The organism is Streptomyces sp. NPDC046379 (genome assembly GCF_055587785.1).
In genome coordinates this window covers 265,888-282,563 of record NZ_JBVJFP010000005.1, presented here as the reverse complement: position 1 = coordinate 282,563, position 16,676 = coordinate 265,888, and the positions used below count along the sequence as shown (strand labels likewise).

The window sequence follows — 16,676 nt, the reverse complement described above, 5'->3', positions numbered from 1 at the left end:
CTGGTCCTTCGCGCAGGTGCCATGTGCTCGTGACGGTTGGGACCGCGGCCCTCACCCACCAGCCCCGGCGAAGGGAACCTGGGCCGGGGAGGCGGCCGGCTGCCCGAACGGGTGCTGCCACAGCCCTTGCGCCTGGAGCTTCGGCAGGACGCCCTCGCCGAACCAGTACGCCTCCTCCAAGTGCGGATATCCGGAGAGCACGAACTCCTCGATGCCCAGGGCGGCGTACTCCTTGATCCGCTCGGCGACCTCCTCGTGGCTGCCGACCAGGGCGGTGCCCGCGCCGCCGCGTACCAGACCGATGCCCGCCCACAGGTTGGGGTGGATCTCCAGGCGGGTGCGGGTTCCCCCGCTCGAGCGGCGTCGGGAGTCAAGGAGGCTGCCGCCGCCGTGCAGGGCGAGCATGCGCTGCTGTCCCTCGGACTCGCTGCGGGCGAGCCCTGCCTGGACCGACTTCACCGTCTCCGGATCGAAGCCGTCGAGCAGCCGGTTCGCCTCGGCCCAGGCCTGCGCGGAGGTGTCCCGGGTGATGACGTGCAGACGGATGCCGAAGCGGAGGGTGCGGCCCTCCTTCGCTGCCAGCGACCGGATCCAGGCGATCTTCTCGGCGACGGCGGCGGGTGGTTCGCCCCAGGTGAGGTACACGTCGACGTACCGGGCGGCGACCTCTCCCGCCGCGGACGAGGAGCCGCCGAAGTACACCTCGGGCACCGGGTCGGGCAGCCGGGCCAGTCTGGCGTCCGCCACGCGCAGATGTTCACCGTCCAGGTCGACGCTCTCGCCTTTCCACAGTCCCCGTACGATCTGGAGGAATTCGCCGGTGCGGCGGTACCGGGCGTCCTTGTCGAGGAAGTCGCCGTAGGCGCGCTGCTCGTGGCTCTCCCCTCCTGTGACGACGTTGAGCAGGAGCCGTCCGCCGGTCTGCCGCTGGAAGGTGGACGCCATCTGCGCGGCGAGCGTCGGTGAGACGAATCCGGGGCGGAAGGCGACGAGGAACTTCAGCCGCTCGGTGTTCTGGCTGACCATCGCGGTGGTCAGCCACGCGTCCTCGCACCATGCGCCGGTGGGCGTGAGCGCGCCGACGAAGCCCAGGTCCTCGGCGGCGTGGGCGATCTGGCTGAGGTAGGCGACCGTGGGCGGCCGGTCCCGGCCGGTCTCGGTGGCGGGGGTGCCGTGGCCGCCGCCGACGACGTGGCGGCTGTCGCCGTTGGTCGGCAGGAACCAGTGGAAGGTGAGGGACACTCGGGGCTCCGATCCGGGGTGTGCGTCGGCGTTCGTCACAGGAGGCCGTGGCGGGGCGGCCTGGTGCCGCCCAGGACGTAACGGCCGATGTGCTGGACCTTCCAGCGGGCGGGGTCGTGCAGGGAGTGAGTGCGGGCGTCGCGCCAATACCGGTGGAGATTCAGAGAGCTGGCCGCGGAACGGGTTCCGGACACCTCGAACAGCGCGCTCGCCACCTCCACCGCCGTCTGGGCGGCATGCACCTTTGCCGCGGCGACCGCGATGGACGCCTCTGCAGCCGAGTCGTCCGTGAGGTGGGCCTGCGCCCCGTCCACCACTCGCGCGGCCTCGCGCAGAAGGGCCTCGGACGCCCGCACCTGAAGGGCGAGTTCACCGAACCGCTGGATCAGCAGCGGATCCTCCGCAGCCGTGTCGACATCGCTCTCGAACCAGGGACGGCTCTTGGTGCGCACGAACTCCGCGGCCTCGGCGAGCGCTCCCGCGGCGATTCCGGCGTCAATGGCGGCGTGCAGCAACTGCGCTACGGCACCGTGCAGCTGAGGCCCTCGAAAGGTCAGGTGGTGGGGCAGCACCCGGTTCGCGGGCACCGGGACGCCCGCCAGACGGACGGTGCCGCTGGCCGTCGTACGCTGCCCCAGGCCTTCCCAGTCGTCGATCACCGTGAGGCCTGGGGCGCCGGAGTGCACGTACGCCACATGCAGGTTGTCGTCCTCGGCGCGGGCCAGGACCGGGATCCAGTCGGCGAAGAGGGCTCCCGTGGAGTAGTGCTTGAGTCCGTTGAGGACGTACGAGCCGTCCGGCCGGGGTTCCAGACGGGTGCGAATGTCCTGGACGTGTTTCGTACCCGCCTCCGACTGGGCGTTGCCGAAGCGGCGGCCGGCGAGCAGCTCGGCGTAGAAGAACTTCTGCTGCTCCTCGGTTCCCTGGCGGCGAATCACGTTCACGTAGACGAAGTGGCTCTGCGGGATCTGAGCGAGACTGGCGTCGGCGCAGCCCAGAAGCCGGAAGATCTCCGCGAGCGTCTCTGCGCGGACGTCCGCACCACCGTGCTCCGCCGGCACGGTGACGGCGAGCAGCCCCGAGGCGGAGAGCCGGTCCAGCTCCTCACGGGGAAGCCGGCGTTCGGCGTCCCGGGCCGAGGCGCCCACCCGGAACTCGTCGGCCAGGGCGGACGCGACAGCGACGGCCTCGGCGTCGTCGGCGATGACGTGTGCGGTCATGGCTCAGCTCGCCGCGGCCAGGAGGGGCGTACGACCCAGCGCCAGCGAGAACTGGTCGACGACCTGGGTGAGGGCCTCGGCGGCGGCCGGTGCGACGGTGACCGAGCCGTCGTCGTGGGCGGTGATGTCCTTGTCGAGGGTGAACCAGCCCTGCACGATGTGCGCGGCGCCCATGGAGCTGAGGACCGGACGCAGCGCGTAGTCGATGGCGAGGACATGCGCGATGGAGCCGCCGGTGGCGAGAGGCAGGACCGTCTTTCCGGTGAGTGCGTACTGCGGGAGCAGGTCGAGGAGTGCTTTGAGGACTCCGGAGTACGACGCCTTGTAGACGGGTGTTCCTACGACGACGCCGTCGGCGCTCGCGAACAGCTCGGTGGCCTCGACGATCGCCGGGTGCCGGAAGTCCGCGCCGAGCAGGGCCTCGGCGGGGATGGTGCGAACGTCGAGCGGGACGATGTCGTGCCCCTGAGCGGTCAGTCGCTGGTCCAGGTGGCGCAGCAGGCGGTTGGTGCGGGAGGAGGCGGAAGGGCTGCCGGAGACGGACAGGACAGTGGCCATGGGTCCTCTTTCGGGGAGGAGGGAAGGGGGCGCCTCCGCCGGGGGGAGGCGCCCCCGGGGCGGTCAGGAGTACCAGGTGGGTTCGGGCAGTTCGCCCTCGAGGACCCAGCGGCCGACCTCGCGCCGCTTGTAGGCGACAGGGTCGTGGAGGGTGTGGGTGCGGACGTTGCGCCAGAAGCGGTCCAGGCCCTCGGCTGTGGCGGTGGCGCGGGCGCCGGTCACTTCGAAGATCCGATTGCCGATCTCCAGGGCGACGTCGGTGGCGCGGGCCTTCACGGCGGCCACGCGTACCTCGAAGTCGCCGCGGGTCTGCGCGGTGACCGCATCGGGGTCGTCGTGCAGCTTCTGCCCCTCGGCGGCGACGGCGTCGGCGAGGGCCTCCGCCGCCCAGAGCTTGGCGGTGAGGTCGCCGTAGACGTCGATGACGTACGGCTCGTCGACCGCCCGCTCATGACCGCCGTGCAGCCACGGACGGGATTTGGTGCGGGTGTAGGTGGCGGCCGTCTCCAGCGCGCCGCTCGCGATGCCGAGGTAGAAGCTGACGAAGACGAGCTGGATGGTGGGGACGTTGAGGGTGTTGTAGGTGCGCGGCTGGAATTCCTTGCCGACGTAGCCGAGCGCCGACGACCAGGGCGTGCGGACGCCGCCGATGGTGACGCTGCCGCTCTCGGTGAGCCGCTGGCCGATGTTGTCCCAGTCGTCGTGGAAGGTCAGGCCCTCGCTGTCGGACGGCACGATCGCGAAGACGTGCAGTTCGGTTCCCTCCAGGACGCCTTCGAGGACGGTGACGTCGGAGACCCTGCTGCCGGTGGAGAAGGTCTTGCGGCCGGTGAAGACCAGGTCGTCGCCGTCGTCGGTGACGACGACGTCGTTGTCGCGCGGGTTGACGGCCCCGCCGAAGAACCAGCGCTCCCGGGTGGCCTCGGCCTCTGTCCGCTCCCACTGTTCGCGGGTGCCGACCAGGCGGGCGGCCCAGAACCACAGGTAGTGGTAGCCGAGGAGCTGGCCGATGGAGCCGTCGGCCTTGGCGACCTCGCGGACGACCCGGTAGGCGGTGGTCCAGTCCTGGCCCGCGCCGCCGTGCTCGACGGGGCCGAGCAGGGTGACCAGGCCGGCGTCCTTCAGGAGCCGTACCTCGGCGTACGGGGTGGCGCCGGCGCGGTCGCGTTCGGCGGCGTCGGTGGCGAGGACGGCGGCGACCTCGGCCGCCCGGGCGATCCACTCCTCGACGGTGACGGGGGCGGGGCGGGTGGCCCAGTCGGCGGGCGTGACAGTGCTCATGCTGATGACCTCGTTCGGGATGCGGTGCGGTGGGAAGGAGGGGTTCAGGCGCGAGCCGGGACGGGGTCCGTCTCGCTGTCCGGCAGTTGGGCCTCCAGCTCGCGTACGAGCGGCAGCACGCGGCGGCCGAAGTACTCGACCTCCTCGTGGTAGTGGAGGAAGCCGAGGAGGAGGAGGTCGACGCCGAGCTTCTTGTAGGCGACGATCCGCTCGGCGATCTGCTCGGGCGTGCCGATGAGGCCCGTGCGGAAGCCGTCGTTGTACTGGACGAGGTCTTCGAAGGTCGAGTCCTGCCACATGCCCTTGCCATCGGCCGTGGACTGCCCCGCCTGCTTCACCGCGGCGCCGAAGCCCTGCACGGCCTCGCTGTCGGCACGGGCGACGATCTCGCGCAGCGTCTCGCGGGCCTCGGCCTCGGTGTCGCGAGCGATGAGGAAGCCGTTGAGTCCGAACTTCGGTGCCGTACGGCCGGCTTCGGCGGCGGACTTGCGTACGTCGGTGATCTGCTCGGTGACGCCGTCGAAGTCCTTGCCGTTGCTGAAGTACCAGTCGGAGACGCGACCGGCCATGGCGCGGGCGGCGCTGGAATTGCCCCCCTGGAAGATCTCCGGGTGCGGGCGCTCGGGGGTGTTGAGCGGCTTGGGCTTGAGGGAGAAGTCACGCAACCGGTAGAAGTCCCCGGCGAGTTCGGCGTGGTCCTCGGTCCAGATCTTCCGCAGGGCGCGGATGAACTCCTCCGAGCGTCGGTAGCGTTCGTCGTGCTCCAGCCAGGGCTCGCCGAGGGCGGTGAACTCGGCCTTGAACCAGCCGCTGACGACGTTGACGGCGAAGCGGCCGTTCGACAGGTGGTCGGCGGTGGCTCCGAGTTTGGCGAGCACACCCGGGTGCCACAGACCGGGATGGACGGCGGCGATGACCTTGAGCCGCTGCGTGGCGAGCAGCAGGGCGAGGCTGAAGCTGGTCGACTCGTGCTGGTACTCGGCGCCGTAGCTGGCCATGTAACGGACCTGGCTGAGGGCGTAGTCGAAGCCGTTGTTCTCGGCGAGGACGGCGAGTTCCCGGTTGTAGTCGTAGCCCCAGTCGGTGCGCTGCTCGATGGTGCTGGTGACCAGGCCGCCGCTGACGTTCGGCACCCAGTAGGCGAATCGGACGGGATCAGGTCCGGAAGATGCGGGCATGGAAACTCCAGGCGGGAGAATACTGCTGCGGGCAGGAAGAAGGAGCTCCTGGGGAATCAAGGGCACGCCGGAGCGTCGCTCCCGGAAGGTTCGTCACCGCTACGGATGGACGGAATCAGCCGGGATCAGAATGCGCAGCAGGAGATGGCGGACGGAGCCCGTGGGAGGGTTTCCCTCGGGTGCGCTCAGGCCCGACAGCGACAGCAGGAGCTGGAGACACGCGCGAGGTCGACGTGGCGTCGACGCGTGAGGTCCTGTCGCTTCATGTCTCCGATGGAACCAGCGGGAGTCCTGTCGGTCAAGAATTCCTCGCTGTGATTCCACATCCTGGGAGTCGTTGTTCACGAGGTTGTGACAGGGTTTCCCTTGAACGCCGCGCGGGACGGGCGGCAGTCTCCTGCCGTGCGTATCGAACAGCTGGAATACATCGCCGCCGTCACCCGGTTCGGTTCGCTGCGGCGCGCCGCCGAAGAACTCCATCTGTCCCAGCCGGCGCTCAGCGAGACCGTCCGCAATCTGGAGCGGGAGCTGGGCGTCGATCTGCTGGAGCGCAAGCGGTCCGGGGCGAAGATCAGCGACGAGGGCCGGGAGCTGCTGCCGCACATCATGACTGTGCTGGACGCAGTGGACCGGTTGCGCGGCGCGGCCGGCGACCAGCACCGCATCAGCCGCATGGTCCGGCTCGGCACGGTGAACACGGCCACTGTGCCGCTGGTCATCCCGACGGTGCGGGAGTTCCGGGCCGCGCACCCGGTCACCCAGGTCGAGATGGTCGGCGCGCAGCAGGCCGACATCCACCGCGGGCTGTTGGAGGGCGCCTTCGACCTGGGCCTGGTGAACTACCTGCGGGGCGACGACATGCCGCCCGGCTTCGAGACGACGGAGCTGCTGTGCGGCCGGCCCGTGGTGTGCGTGCGTCCGGACAGTCCACTGGCTGCCCTGGAGGCGGTGGACGCCGACAGCCTCCTGACCGAGCCGCTGGTCGTGATGCGGTCCGGCTATGTCATGCACCGTTTCGTGCACCGGCTGCTCCGCGGCCGTACACCGTCCTTCTCGTACTCCACCGACGGTGCGGAGATGGGCAAGCTGATGGTCGCCGAGGGCCTGGGGGCCACCGTGCTGCCGGACTTCAGCGTCGTCGGCGACCCGCTGGAGCGACGGGGCGTGATCACTGTGCGGCCCCTCGCGGGGGTGGCGACCGACGTACTGCTCGTCCTGCAGCGCCGCCATTCCGGCTCCGTTCCCCGGGCGGTCCGCGACCTGCACGAGCTGTTCGTGCGCAACGCCCGGGCGCACGGCGCCTCCGCACGACGGCTGACGCAGGGGTGATCCCCGGCTCATCGCCATGCGCGGTCTGCCCGGTGCCGGCGACACCACGCTCGCCCGTCTCCTGGCGGCCCGGATCGGTGCGGTCCGCACGGCCTCGAAGGGCTCACCCCCGACGGCGCCACTCCTCCGCGAGCAGCTCGTACGAACGCACCCGGTCGGCGTGGTCATGAGTGATCGTCGTGATGAGCAACTCGTCCGCACCGGTGGCCTCCTGCAGCTGCTCCAGCCGGTCGGCCACTTGGGCCGGTGAGCCGACGAACTGGGTGTCGATGCGGTCCTGCACGAGGGCCCGGTCCGCGTCGCTCCACGTGTGAGCACGCGCCTCCTGCGGCGTCGGGAACTCGATGGCGCCTTCGGCGGTGCGGATGCTGCGGACCCACGGGCCGTATCCGGTGGCGAGTTCCCGGGCGGTCGCGTCGTCGTCGGCGACGACGACGTCGGCGGAGACGCTGACGTACGGCTTGTCGAGGAACTCGGAGGGCTGGAAGAAGGAGCGGTAGCCTTCCACCGCCTCCAGCACCGTGGCGGGACTGACGTGGTAGTTCGCGGCGAAACGCAGACCGCGCGCCCCTGCCACCTCGGCGCTCCGGCCGCCGCTGCTGCCCAGGATCCACACCTGCACGTCGGCGCCCTCGCCCGGCACGACGTGCACCTCGATGCCCTCCGGGGAACGGTAGGTGCCGGCCAGCAGCGCGAGGATGTCGTGGATCTGCTCGGCGTAGTCCTGCGACTCGGCGCCCGGGAGCAGGAGCAGCTTGCGCTGCAACGCGACGCGGGGTGAGCCGAGCAGGTGCTCGAAGGAGAAGCGGGGCGGGATGAGCAGGCCGTTCGGGGCGCGGCCGTCGACGACCGGGGTGGCCGTCGGCACGGTCGCCTTCTCCCCGGGCGGGCGGCCGCCCGAGCGGCCCAGGCCCAGGTCGAGGCGGCCGGGGTGAAGGGCGTCGACCAGGCCGAACTCCTCGACCGTGGACAGGGCGGTGCGGTGTCCGAGCTGTACGGCCCCTGAGCCGAGCCGGATCGTGGAGGTCGCGGCGGCGGTCAGGGCGAGCACGACCGCCGGGGACGTACCCGCCACGCCCGGGTTGAGGTGGTGCTCGGCGAACCAGTACCGGGCGTAGCCGAGCCGCTCGGCCTGCTGGGCGAGGTCGATGGAGTTGCGCAGGGCGTCCGCGGCCGTCGACCCCGACGGGATCGGGACGAGGTCGAGGACGCCGAGGGGGATGTCAGACACGGGCGGACTCCTGGGTGAGCGGTGGTGCCGGAAACACGGGTCCCCATGCGAACGGCGGGTCCGGTATCTCGCGGCGCAGCACCGGTGCGACGTGGGACTGGAACAACTCGAGGGAGGCGCGGTGCCGGGCGTCCGTCAGCCCGCCGGCGTCGGCGTTCACATGCAGTACGGTGTGGCCGAACTGCTCGTGGTAGCGGTGCACCTTGTCGATGACCTGCTGCGGGCTGCCGATCAGGGCGGAGCTGCGGGCGACGAAGTCTTCCAGGGTCTCGAAGACGACGGGCAGTCCCGCCTGCTTGGAGAAGGCCAGATTGGCTTCGAAGACCGGCCGGTAGGCGGCCAGCGCCTCCTGAGAGGTCGGCGCCACGAGGATGCCCGCCGTGCCGGCGCCGATCGCGATGCCGGCCGGGTCGTGGCCGTAGTGCTCCCAGCGTTCGCGGTAGTGGCGGATCAACTCGGCATACGGCTCTATGGGGTGGGTGACGTTCGCGGAGAACAGCGGGTCGCCGTGGCGGGCGGCCAGGTCGACCGACTCCTTGCTGGTGGCGCTGCCGTGCCAGACACGGACGGGCTGCTGGAAGGGCCGGGGCCACACCTCGGCGTCCGTCAGCGGCGGGCGGAAGCGGGTCTGCGCGGTGACCTTGTCCTGGCGCCAGATCCGCCGGAACACCTCGTAGCTCTCGGCGTTGCGGTCCCACTGGTCCTCGGCCGTGACGTGGAACAGCTCGCGCTGGGCGGTGCCGTTGCCCTTGCCGATGATCAGGTCCAGTCGCCCCTCGGAAAGGTGGTCGAGGGTGGCGTAGTCCTCGTAGGCGCGCACCGGGTCGAGCAGACTCAGGGTCGTCACGGCGGTGAAGAGACGGATGTGTTTCGTCAGCGCGGCCACATGGCTCAGTACCACGGTCGGCGAGGAGGAGATGAACGGCCGCTCGTGCCGCTCTCCCACCCCGAAGCCGTCGAAGCCCAGCTCCTCGGCCAGCACCGCGTTGTCGAGGACCTCGCGGAAACGCTCATGGGTCGATCTCTGTACGCCGGTGACCGGGTCCGGGCGGTGCACGATCAGAGTGATGGCGAGGAACTTCACGACGCCACCCGCTCGCCGCGGACGCCGTCCGGGTGTGCCAGGCCCAGGTGGTCGCGCAAGGTCGTGCCCTCGTACTCCGTGCGGAACACGCCCCGCTCCTGCAGCAGCGGGACCACCTTGTCGGCGAATTCGTCCAGGCCGCCCGGGGTGATGTGCGGGACGAGGATGAAACCGTCGCTCGCGTCGGCCTGCACGAGGTCGTTGATGGTTTTCGCGATGGTGGCCGGGGAGCCGACGAAGTTCTGCCGGTTGCCGGTGTTGATGACCAGGTCGCGGATGGACCAGTTGTTGGACGCGGCGAGTTCGCGCCACTCGCGGGCGACGGCCAGCGGGTCCCGGTACATGCGGACCTGGGCGCGCCCCTTGGAGATGTGGTCGTCGCCGACGTCCGGGTCGATGTCGGGCAGCGGCCCTTCCGGGTCGTACGCCGACAGGTCCCGGTTCCAGACGAACTCCAGGTGCTTGAGTGCGGTGGCCCCGCTGACTTGCCGCCGGCGCACCTCGCGGGCCAGTTCCTCTGCCTCGGTGTCGGTGTCGGCGAGGGCGAACGTCGCGGCGGGCAGGATGAGCAGCTGGTCGCGGCGGCGGCCGTACTTGGCCAGGCGGGACTTCACGTCCGTGTAGAAGGCCTGGCCCGCCTCGAGGGTGCCGTGCCGGCTGAAGATGGCGTCCGCCTCGGCGGCGGCGAACTCGCGGCCCTCGTCGGAGTCGCCGGCCTGGAAGATGACCGGGCGGCCCTGCGGGGAGCGCGGCACGTTGAACTGCCCGTGGATGTCGAAGTGCCGTCCGGTGTGGACGAAGGCGCCGGCCTTGGCGTCCCGCAGGAAGACGCCGGTGGCCTGGTCGGCGAGGATCTCGTCGCCGTGCCAGGAGTCGAAGAGTTCGTTCGCCGTGGCCAGGAACTCCTTGGCGCGGGAGTAGCGCTCCTCCTGCGGCAGGAAGCCGCCGCGGCGGAAGTTCTCGCCGGTGAAGGCGTCCCAGGAGGTGACGACGTTCCAGGCGCAGCGGCCTCCGGAGAGGTGGTCGAGGCTTGCGAACTGGCGGGCGACCTCGTAGGGCTCGTTGAACGTGGAGTTGATGGTGCCGGTCAGGCCGAGGTGCTCGGTGACGGCGGCGAGCGCGGCGAGGACGGTGAAGGTGTCGGGGCGGCCGACGACGTCCAGGTCGTAGATCCTCCCGCCCTGTTCGCGCAGCCGCAGCCCTTCGGCGAGGAAGAGGAAGTCGAACTTGGCGCGTTCGGCGGTCCGCGCGAAGTGCGCGAAGGAACTGAACTCGATGTGGCTGCCGGCCCGTGGGTCGCTCCACACGGTGGTGTTGTTGACGCCGGGGAAGTGGGCGGCCAGGTGGATCTGCTTCAAGGGCTTGGTCACGGCTGTGCGGTTTCCTTCCGACGGCTCAGGCTGCCGCGTAACGGTTGGCGGGGCGGGCGAGACCCAGCAGGCCGCGCAGGGTGCCGGCCTCGTAGGCGCGGCGGAACACGCCCCGCCGCTGGAGTTCGGGGACCAGCGCCCGGGTGATCGCCGGGAGGTCGTGCCCGGCGACGGCGGGGCGCAGCCGGAAACCGGACAGGCCGGCACCGTGCCACTCCTGCAGGAGGTCGGCCAGTTGGACCGGTGTTCCGGTGAAGACCGGGGCGTCGCTCGTGTACGGCCGTCCCGCGAGCGCGTCGAGCCGATCCCGGCGTGCCCGCGCGGCGCCCGGGTCGTCGTCGAGGAGGACCACCAGGTCGCCGAAGACGTGCAGCGGGTCGGCAGCCCTCCCGGACGCGTTCTGCTCGGCATGGATCCGAGCCACGATCGCGCGGGCCTCGTCGGCGTCGTACGGCGTGACGTAGCCGATGTCGGCGGCGCGGGCCACGAGCCGGTACGGAACGGTGTCGTGGGCGAGCGCGCTGACGATCGGCTGGCCCTGCGGCGGGCGGGGTGTGATGGAGGGGCCCTTGACGCTGAAGTGCCCGCCCTCGAAGTCGATGTAGTGCAGCTTGTCGGCGTCGATGAAGCGGCCGGTGGCGGCGTCCCGGATCTCGGCGTCGTCCTCCCAGCTGTCCCACAGGCGGCGCACCACCTCCACGTAGTCGGCGGCCTCGTCGAAGAGATCGGCGACCAACTCCCGTGTGTCCGGGTGGTCGTAGGCCTCGATACGCGGGATCGTACGGCGGCCGAAGTGCGCGGCCTCGTTCGGGCGGGCGGTGATCTGCACCCGCACGCCGGCGCGGCCGGTGCTGACGTGGTCGAGGGTGGCGATCGCCTTGGAGATGTGGAACGGCTCCGTGTGGGTGGCGACCACCGTCGGCACCAAACCTATGTGCCGGGTCAGCGGTGCCACGCGGGAGGCGATGAGGACGGCGTCCAGACGACCGCGCACCTGGTCGGTGCGGTCGTCCGGGTCCAGGAAGTGGGACGACTGGAGGCCGAGGCCGTCCTCGATGGTCACGAAGTCGAGCAGCCCGCGCTCGGCCTCCGCGACCAGGTCCGCCCAGTACGCGGCGGTGAACAGGTCCCGGGGGCGGGCCACCGGCTCGCGCCAGGAGGCGGGATGCCAGCCGGTGCCGTCCAGGGCGACCGCAAGGTGCAGCAGTGAAGTAGGTCTTGAGGACACGGCGGAGGTGCCTTCCTGGAAGTTGGTGACGAGAACACCGGCCCTCGCGCGGAGCTGGGCCAGTCTGCGGCCTTCTTGAGGTCGAAGGCGGCCCGGGGCAGTCGTGTTGCGCACGAGGACGGTTGAGTTCGCGGAGCCCGTGCGTCTTCGCGCCCTGGACCGGCTACTTGCTGGTCCTGGGCAGGCCGGGCGGGTTGATCTCCGACTTGGTCACGGCCTCGTCGGACAGACCCCAGCGCTCCAGCACCTTCGCGTAGGTCCCGTTGTCGATGATGTGGTCGAGTGCGTCGGCGAGCGGCTCGACCAGGCCGCTGTCCTTCTTGGTGGTTGCGGCGATGAGGCCCTGGAGGGTGGCGCCGGCGCCGGAGTAGGTGCCGACGACCTCGGTCCTGCCGGTGGTGGCCGCGTGGTGGGCGGCGGTCGGGTTGGGGCCGAGGTACAGGTCGATGCGGCCGGACTGGAGGGCGAGGTAGGTGTCGCTGTCGTTCTGGTAGTACTTGATGTCCACCGGCTTCCGGCCGGCCTTCTCGTTCTCCTTGCTCCACTCGATGAGCAGCTTCTCCTGGTTGGTGCCGCTGCTCACGGCGACCGTCCTGCCCGCCACGTCCTCGGGGCCGGTGACCTTCAGGCCGCTGCCCTTCTTCGCCTCGAAGGCGAGGTTGTCCTCGCGGTAGGTGGCGAAGTCGTACTTCTCCTTGCGTTCCTCGGTGACGGTGATGTTGGTGAAGCCGACGTCGTACTTGGCGCTGTCGAGGCCGACGAAGATGTTCTCCCAGGAGACGGAGTTGATGTGCGGCTCGAGGCCGAGGACGTCGGCGACCAGGTGGGCGATGTCCGGCTCGACGCCGATGACGGTCTTGTTGTCGGTGGCGTAGAAGGTCAGCGGCGCGGCGGAGCCGGACGAGGCGACCAGTTCCAGGGTGCCTCTCTTGCGGATCCTTTCCGGGACCTCGGCGGCTATGGAGTCGACCTTGGCGGTGGTGATGCGGTTCTGGTCGGCGCTGAGGTTGATCTTCGTCTTGGCGCCCGACGTGTCCGCGACCTCGGTGGTGCCGCCGTCGGTGGGGTTGCTGCAGGCGGCGAGGACGAGGACGGTGGTGAGTCCGAGCGCGGCTGCGGTGGTGCGGCGGCGGGCGAGGGTGGTGGACACGGTCGTTCTCCTTGCGTGCGGAATGGGTGAGGGGCGGTCAGAGGACCTTGGAGAGGAAGGCGCGGGTGCGCTCGTGGTGCGGGTTGTCCAGGACCGCCGCGGGCGGCCCCTGTTCCACGACGACTCCGCCGTCCATGAACACCACGGTGTCGGCGACCTCGCGGGCGAAGCCGATCTCATGGGTCACGACGATCATGGTGGTGCCGGTCCCGGCCAAGTCCTTGATGACGTCGAGGACTTCACCGACGAGTTCCGGGTCCAGCGCCGAGGTGGGCTCGTCGAAGAGCAGCACCTTCGGTTCGAGGGCGAGCGCGCGGGCGATGGCGACGCGCTGCTGCTGGCCGCCGGAGAGCTGGCGCGGGTAGGCGTCGGCCTTGTCGGTGAGCCCGACCCGGTCGAGGAGCCGGCGGGCCGTCTCCTCCGCCTCCTTGCGCGGGCGGCGCAACGCCGAGACCGGGGCCTCGACGAGGTTCTCCAGCACGGTCAGATGCGGGAAGAGATTGAAGTTCTGGAAGACGAACCCGATGTGGGTGCGCTGTTTCAGAACATGCTTCTCCTTCAGCTCGTGCAGCCTGCTCCCGGCGCGGCGGTAGCCGATGAGCTCGCCGTCGATGCTGATCCAGCCGCTGTCGACCTTCTCCAGGTGGTTGATGGTGCGCAGCAGTGTGGACTTGCCGGAGCCGGACGGGCCGAGGATCACGGTGACCTCGCCGGTGCGGACCTTGAGGTCCACGCCGCGCAGCACCTCCAGCGGGCCGAAGCTCTTGTGGACGCCGTGGACGTCCACCATCACCTGACTCATCGGCTGTCTCCCAGGGGTCCAGGGGTCGTCAGAGGTACGACAGGCCGGCTGCGCTGGGCCGCCGCCGCGCGCAGGGTGAGCAGAAGGCGCCGGGCGCGCTGGAGCGGGGTGGGCGGCGGGGTGCGGTTGGCGCCTCGGGCGTAGCGGCGCTCCACGTAGTACTGGGCGACCGACAGCAAGGAGGTGAGGACGACGTACCAGGCGGTGGCGACCAGCAGCAGCGGGACCACGCGGCCGTTGCGGCCGTAGATGACCTGCACCTGGTAGAACAGCTCGCCGATGGACATGACGTAGACCACCGAGGTGCCCTTGAGCAGGCCGATGATCTCGTTGCCGGCCGTGGGCAGGATGGCGCGCATGGCCTGCGGCAGCACGATCCGGCGGATCTGCCGCAGCCGGGGTATGCCCAGGGCGGCGGCTGCCTCCAGCTGCCCGTTGTCGACCGAGATGACGCCGCCGCGGACGATCTCGGCGGCGTAGGCGGCCTGATGCAGCGTCAGCCCGATGATCGCGGCGCCGATGGTGCCGATGAGGCTGTTGCTGTCGACGGACCAGAACACCGGGCCGAAGGGGATGCCGACCCCCAGTTCCTCGTAGAGCGCGCTGAGGTTGAACCAGAACACCAGCTGGACGATCATCGGGATCGACCGGAAGACCCAGACGTATGTCCAGGCGACGGTCTGCAGCACCGGGCTGCGCGACAGCCGCATGAAGGCCAGCACGGTGCCGAGGAGGAAGCCCAGAACGGTGGCGTAGGCGGTGAGCTGGAGGGTGACCCACACTGCCTGGACGATCGTCTCGGACAGGACGTAGTCGCGGAAGACGTTCCACTCCCAGACGGGGTTGGTGGCCAGTCCGTGCACGAACTGGGCGACCAGCACGACCACGGCGACGGCCGCCGCCCACCGGCCGTAGTGGCGGGCGGGTACGACCTTGAGGGAGGCGGGGTCGTCCGAAGCGGGTGGGGCTTGGGGGCGGGTGCCCGGGGAGGCCGCGCCGGGCGGCGCGGCGTCGGTGGTGGATGCCATCGTGATGTTCCTGCTCAGCTCTTACGTGTGCTCGGGCGGGTTGATTCGCGATCTCTCGATCGCGGAGGCGGAGGTGCCCCACTTCTTGAGGATCCGGGCGTATGTGCCGTCCTTGATGAGCTCGTTGACGGCCGCCTGGAACGCCTTGGTGAGCGGGGAGCCCTTCTTGAAGGCGAAACCGACGTCGAGGCGGTGGTACTCGCCGAGGAAACTCGTCTGCGAGGCGGGTTGTGCCGCCTGGTGGCGCAGGCCGTTGATCGTCGACATGATCACGTCGATACGGCCCTGCTGCAGCGCGGTGAGCGTCGCCGCGTTCTCCGAGTAGACCTTCACGTCGTACGGCTTCTTGCCCGCCTCGGCGCACACCCCCTTCTGTGCGGTGAGGGTCGCCTCGAAGGTGGTGCCGGCACCGGTGCCGATGGTCAGCCCGCACAGCCGGGTGAGGTCGGTGACCTTCGACGTGAGCTCGGTGTTGCCCTTCTTCACCGCGAAGCCCTGGCCGTCGTTGATGTAGGTGACGAAGTCGATGGTCTTCAGGCGCTCGCTGGTGACGCCGAAGTTGCCGGTGCCGAAGTCGTACTTGCCACTGCCGAGGGCGGGCAGGATCGTCTCGAAGGACGCGTCCTGCCGCTCCAGCTTGACGCCGAGGACCTTGGCCACCGCGTCGGCGAGGTCGATGTCCTGCCCCGCGGGCGCCTTGTCCGTGCCGTTCGGGTAGTACGCGCCCGGCGGGAACCCGATCGAGCTTCCGACCCTCAGCGTGCCCGACGTGCGGACGTCGGCCGGCAGCAGGGCGGCGACGGAGTCCACCTTGCGTACGGCGGCTACCGGGTCGTCGGTCGGCGCGGGAGAGGCCTGAGCGCCCACCGTCGCCGTGCCGCCGGTGTCACCCGAGCCGCAGGCGATCAGCGCCAGCAGGGGAAGCAGGGCGAGGACGGCGGCGCTGTGCAGACGAGTCGTCAGGGTGCGGATGTTCACTGGTCGGGGGCCTTTCCCGTGCGTTCCCGGAGGGCGAGGTGCTTCTCGAAGGGCAGCGGGCCGATGGATTCCGGGTCGGCCTCGGTGTCGAAGAGCGGCGTGTAGCCGGTGGCCAGGTACAGGCCGCGGGCCTCCGGTTGGCGTGGGCCGGTGGTCAGGTAGATCCGCCGGTAGCCGCGGGCACTCGCCTCGCGCTCCAGCTCGGCGATCACGCGGCGGGCGAGGCCGCGGCGGCGGTGGGCGGAATGGGTCCAGATCCGCTTCAGTTCGGCGGTGGTCGCGTCGTAACGGCGGAAGGCGCCGCCCGCGACGGGCTCCCCGCCCTCCAGCAGCAGGAGGAGAACGCCTCCGTGGGGCGGGGTGAATTCCTCGTCGGGGTAGCGGGAGATCTCGGCGTGGGCGTCCTTGCCGTAGCGCGTGGAGTACTCGTGGCCGAGTTCGCGCAGCAGGGGCCTCACGCGCGGGTCGCCCACCGAGACCGGAACGACCGTCGCTTCCACGGCGGAGGTCATGCGTTCACCACCGCCGGAGTCCGTGCCTCGCGTGCGGTCCGCTCGGCGTCGCGTTCGGGGATCTCCTCGCGGACGAGAGGAACGATGTGCCGGCCGAAGTCGACGTCGCCCAGCAGGTCGAAGGTGGTGCCGGAGCGCGACATGGTTGCGCAGCCGTCGTTGGTCGCGGCGATACCGAGGAACGGCACGGGCATGGGCATGGCCTTTCTGGAGACGCGACGGCACGCGGGCACGACTGAGCTGCCGGGCGCGGAAGTCGCGGACGGTGACCGTCAGAAAGATGGGTCGATACGGGTGTGACGACGCCGGGCGTCGAAAGAGGCGGAGCTTCGGCAGCGTGCGCGAGGGCGGAACCAGGCCCGCGACGGAATCACCGAGGGAGGGAAGGGCCGGTCAGGCGGCCCGCTGCCGAGTCAGACGCAACACGCTGCGGACCACACCCGACCGAAGTCGATGTGGTGGCGCGAGACCAAGCGCTGCTGGGC

The 16,676-nt window shown here is 70.3% G+C and carries 17 protein-coding genes; 1 reads left to right on the top strand and 16 read right to left on the bottom strand.

Annotation, left to right across the window (positions count from 1 at the left end; genetic code table 11):
• Positions 1-51: 51 nt before the first annotated feature.
• From ACZ6KF_RS12100 to ACZ6KF_RS12075, 6 genes are all read right to left on the bottom strand, one after another.
• Positions 52-1,242 (bottom strand): LLM class flavin-dependent oxidoreductase, encoded by a 1,191-nt coding sequence (locus tag ACZ6KF_RS12100; RefSeq protein WP_469238386.1) that lies wholly within the window; start codon positions 1,240-1,242, stop codon positions 52-54.
• 35 nt (positions 1,243-1,277) lie between these two features.
• Positions 1,278-2,462, bottom strand: coding sequence for an SfnB family sulfur acquisition oxidoreductase (locus ACZ6KF_RS12095; RefSeq protein ID WP_356628060.1), 1,185 nt, complete (start codon positions 2,460-2,462; stop codon positions 1,278-1,280).
• 3 nt (positions 2,463-2,465) lie between these two features.
• Positions 2,466-3,020 carry an NADPH-dependent FMN reductase gene (ssuE, locus tag ACZ6KF_RS12090; RefSeq protein WP_356628061.1) on the bottom strand — a complete coding sequence of 185 codons (555 nt, stop codon included), beginning with the start codon at positions 3,018-3,020 and terminating at the stop codon, positions 2,466-2,468.
• Positions 3,021-3,083: 63 nt separating this feature from the next.
• A complete protein-coding gene (locus ACZ6KF_RS12085; protein WP_469157650.1) occupies positions 3,084-4,301 on the bottom strand; it encodes an acyl-CoA dehydrogenase family protein in 1,218 nt (405 codons plus the stop codon).
• A gap of 44 nt (positions 4,302-4,345) precedes the next feature.
• Entirely contained in the window at positions 4,346-5,479 is a 1,134-nt protein-coding gene (gene sfnG / locus ACZ6KF_RS12080; protein WP_469238383.1) for a dimethylsulfone monooxygenase SfnG, read from the bottom strand.
• A gap of 185 nt (positions 5,480-5,664) precedes the next feature.
• On the bottom strand, positions 5,665-5,745 hold the full coding sequence (locus ACZ6KF_RS12075; protein WP_358839838.1) for a putative leader peptide: 81 nt from the start codon (positions 5,743-5,745) through the stop codon (positions 5,665-5,667).
• Between the two features lie 136 nt (positions 5,746-5,881).
• Between ACZ6KF_RS12075 and ACZ6KF_RS12070 the strand changes: the two genes are divergently transcribed.
• Positions 5,882-6,808, top strand: coding sequence for a LysR family transcriptional regulator (locus ACZ6KF_RS12070; protein ID WP_356628065.1), 927 nt, complete (start codon positions 5,882-5,884; stop codon positions 6,806-6,808).
• 103 nt (positions 6,809-6,911) lie between these two features.
• Here ACZ6KF_RS12070 and ACZ6KF_RS12065 read toward each other — a convergent pair whose 3' ends face one another.
• The 10 genes from ACZ6KF_RS12065 to ACZ6KF_RS12020 form a co-directional block, all read right to left on the bottom strand.
• Positions 6,912-8,039, bottom strand: a complete 1,128-nt coding sequence (locus ACZ6KF_RS12065; RefSeq protein ID WP_469157652.1) for an LLM class flavin-dependent oxidoreductase — start codon at positions 8,037-8,039, stop codon at positions 6,912-6,914.
• Positions 8,032-9,123: an LLM class flavin-dependent oxidoreductase gene (locus tag ACZ6KF_RS12060; RefSeq protein ID WP_356628067.1), complete on the bottom strand. Its 1,092-nt coding sequence runs from the start codon at positions 9,121-9,123 to the stop codon at positions 8,032-8,034. The genes ACZ6KF_RS12065 and ACZ6KF_RS12060 overlap by 8 nt, the downstream gene beginning before the upstream one ends.
• Positions 9,120-10,493 (bottom strand): NtaA/DmoA family FMN-dependent monooxygenase, encoded by a 1,374-nt coding sequence (locus ACZ6KF_RS12055; protein ID WP_356628068.1) that lies wholly within the window; start codon positions 10,491-10,493, stop codon positions 9,120-9,122. The genes ACZ6KF_RS12060 and ACZ6KF_RS12055 overlap by 4 nt, the downstream gene beginning before the upstream one ends.
• 25 nt (positions 10,494-10,518) lie before the next feature.
• Positions 10,519-11,721: an LLM class flavin-dependent oxidoreductase gene (locus ACZ6KF_RS12050; protein ID WP_356628069.1), complete on the bottom strand. Its 1,203-nt coding sequence runs from the start codon at positions 11,719-11,721 to the stop codon at positions 10,519-10,521.
• Positions 11,722-11,884: 163 nt separating this feature from the next.
• Positions 11,885-12,871 (bottom strand): ABC transporter substrate-binding protein, encoded by a 987-nt coding sequence (locus tag ACZ6KF_RS12045; RefSeq protein WP_469238381.1) that lies wholly within the window; start codon positions 12,869-12,871, stop codon positions 11,885-11,887.
• A gap of 37 nt (positions 12,872-12,908) precedes the next feature.
• Positions 12,909-13,673, bottom strand: coding sequence for an amino acid ABC transporter ATP-binding protein (locus ACZ6KF_RS12040; protein ID WP_469174758.1), 765 nt, complete (start codon positions 13,671-13,673; stop codon positions 12,909-12,911).
• Positions 13,670-14,701, bottom strand: coding sequence for an amino acid ABC transporter permease (locus tag ACZ6KF_RS12035; protein WP_469157656.1), 1,032 nt, complete (start codon positions 14,699-14,701; stop codon positions 13,670-13,672). Before ACZ6KF_RS12035 ends, ACZ6KF_RS12040 begins: the two co-directional genes overlap by 4 nt.
• 21 nt (positions 14,702-14,722) lie before the next feature.
• Complete coding sequence (locus ACZ6KF_RS12030) at positions 14,723-15,679, bottom strand: ABC transporter substrate-binding protein (protein ID WP_469174760.1); 957 nt, start codon at positions 15,677-15,679, stop codon at positions 14,723-14,725.
• Positions 15,676-16,191 (bottom strand): GNAT family N-acetyltransferase, encoded by a 516-nt coding sequence (locus tag ACZ6KF_RS12025; RefSeq protein ID WP_356628072.1) that lies wholly within the window; start codon positions 16,189-16,191, stop codon positions 15,676-15,678. The genes ACZ6KF_RS12030 and ACZ6KF_RS12025 overlap by 4 nt, the downstream gene beginning before the upstream one ends.
• Positions 16,188-16,385, bottom strand: coding sequence for a hypothetical protein (locus ACZ6KF_RS12020; protein ID WP_469238379.1), 198 nt, complete (start codon positions 16,383-16,385; stop codon positions 16,188-16,190). Before ACZ6KF_RS12020 ends, ACZ6KF_RS12025 begins: the two co-directional genes overlap by 4 nt.
• Positions 16,386-16,676 lie beyond the last annotated feature (291 nt).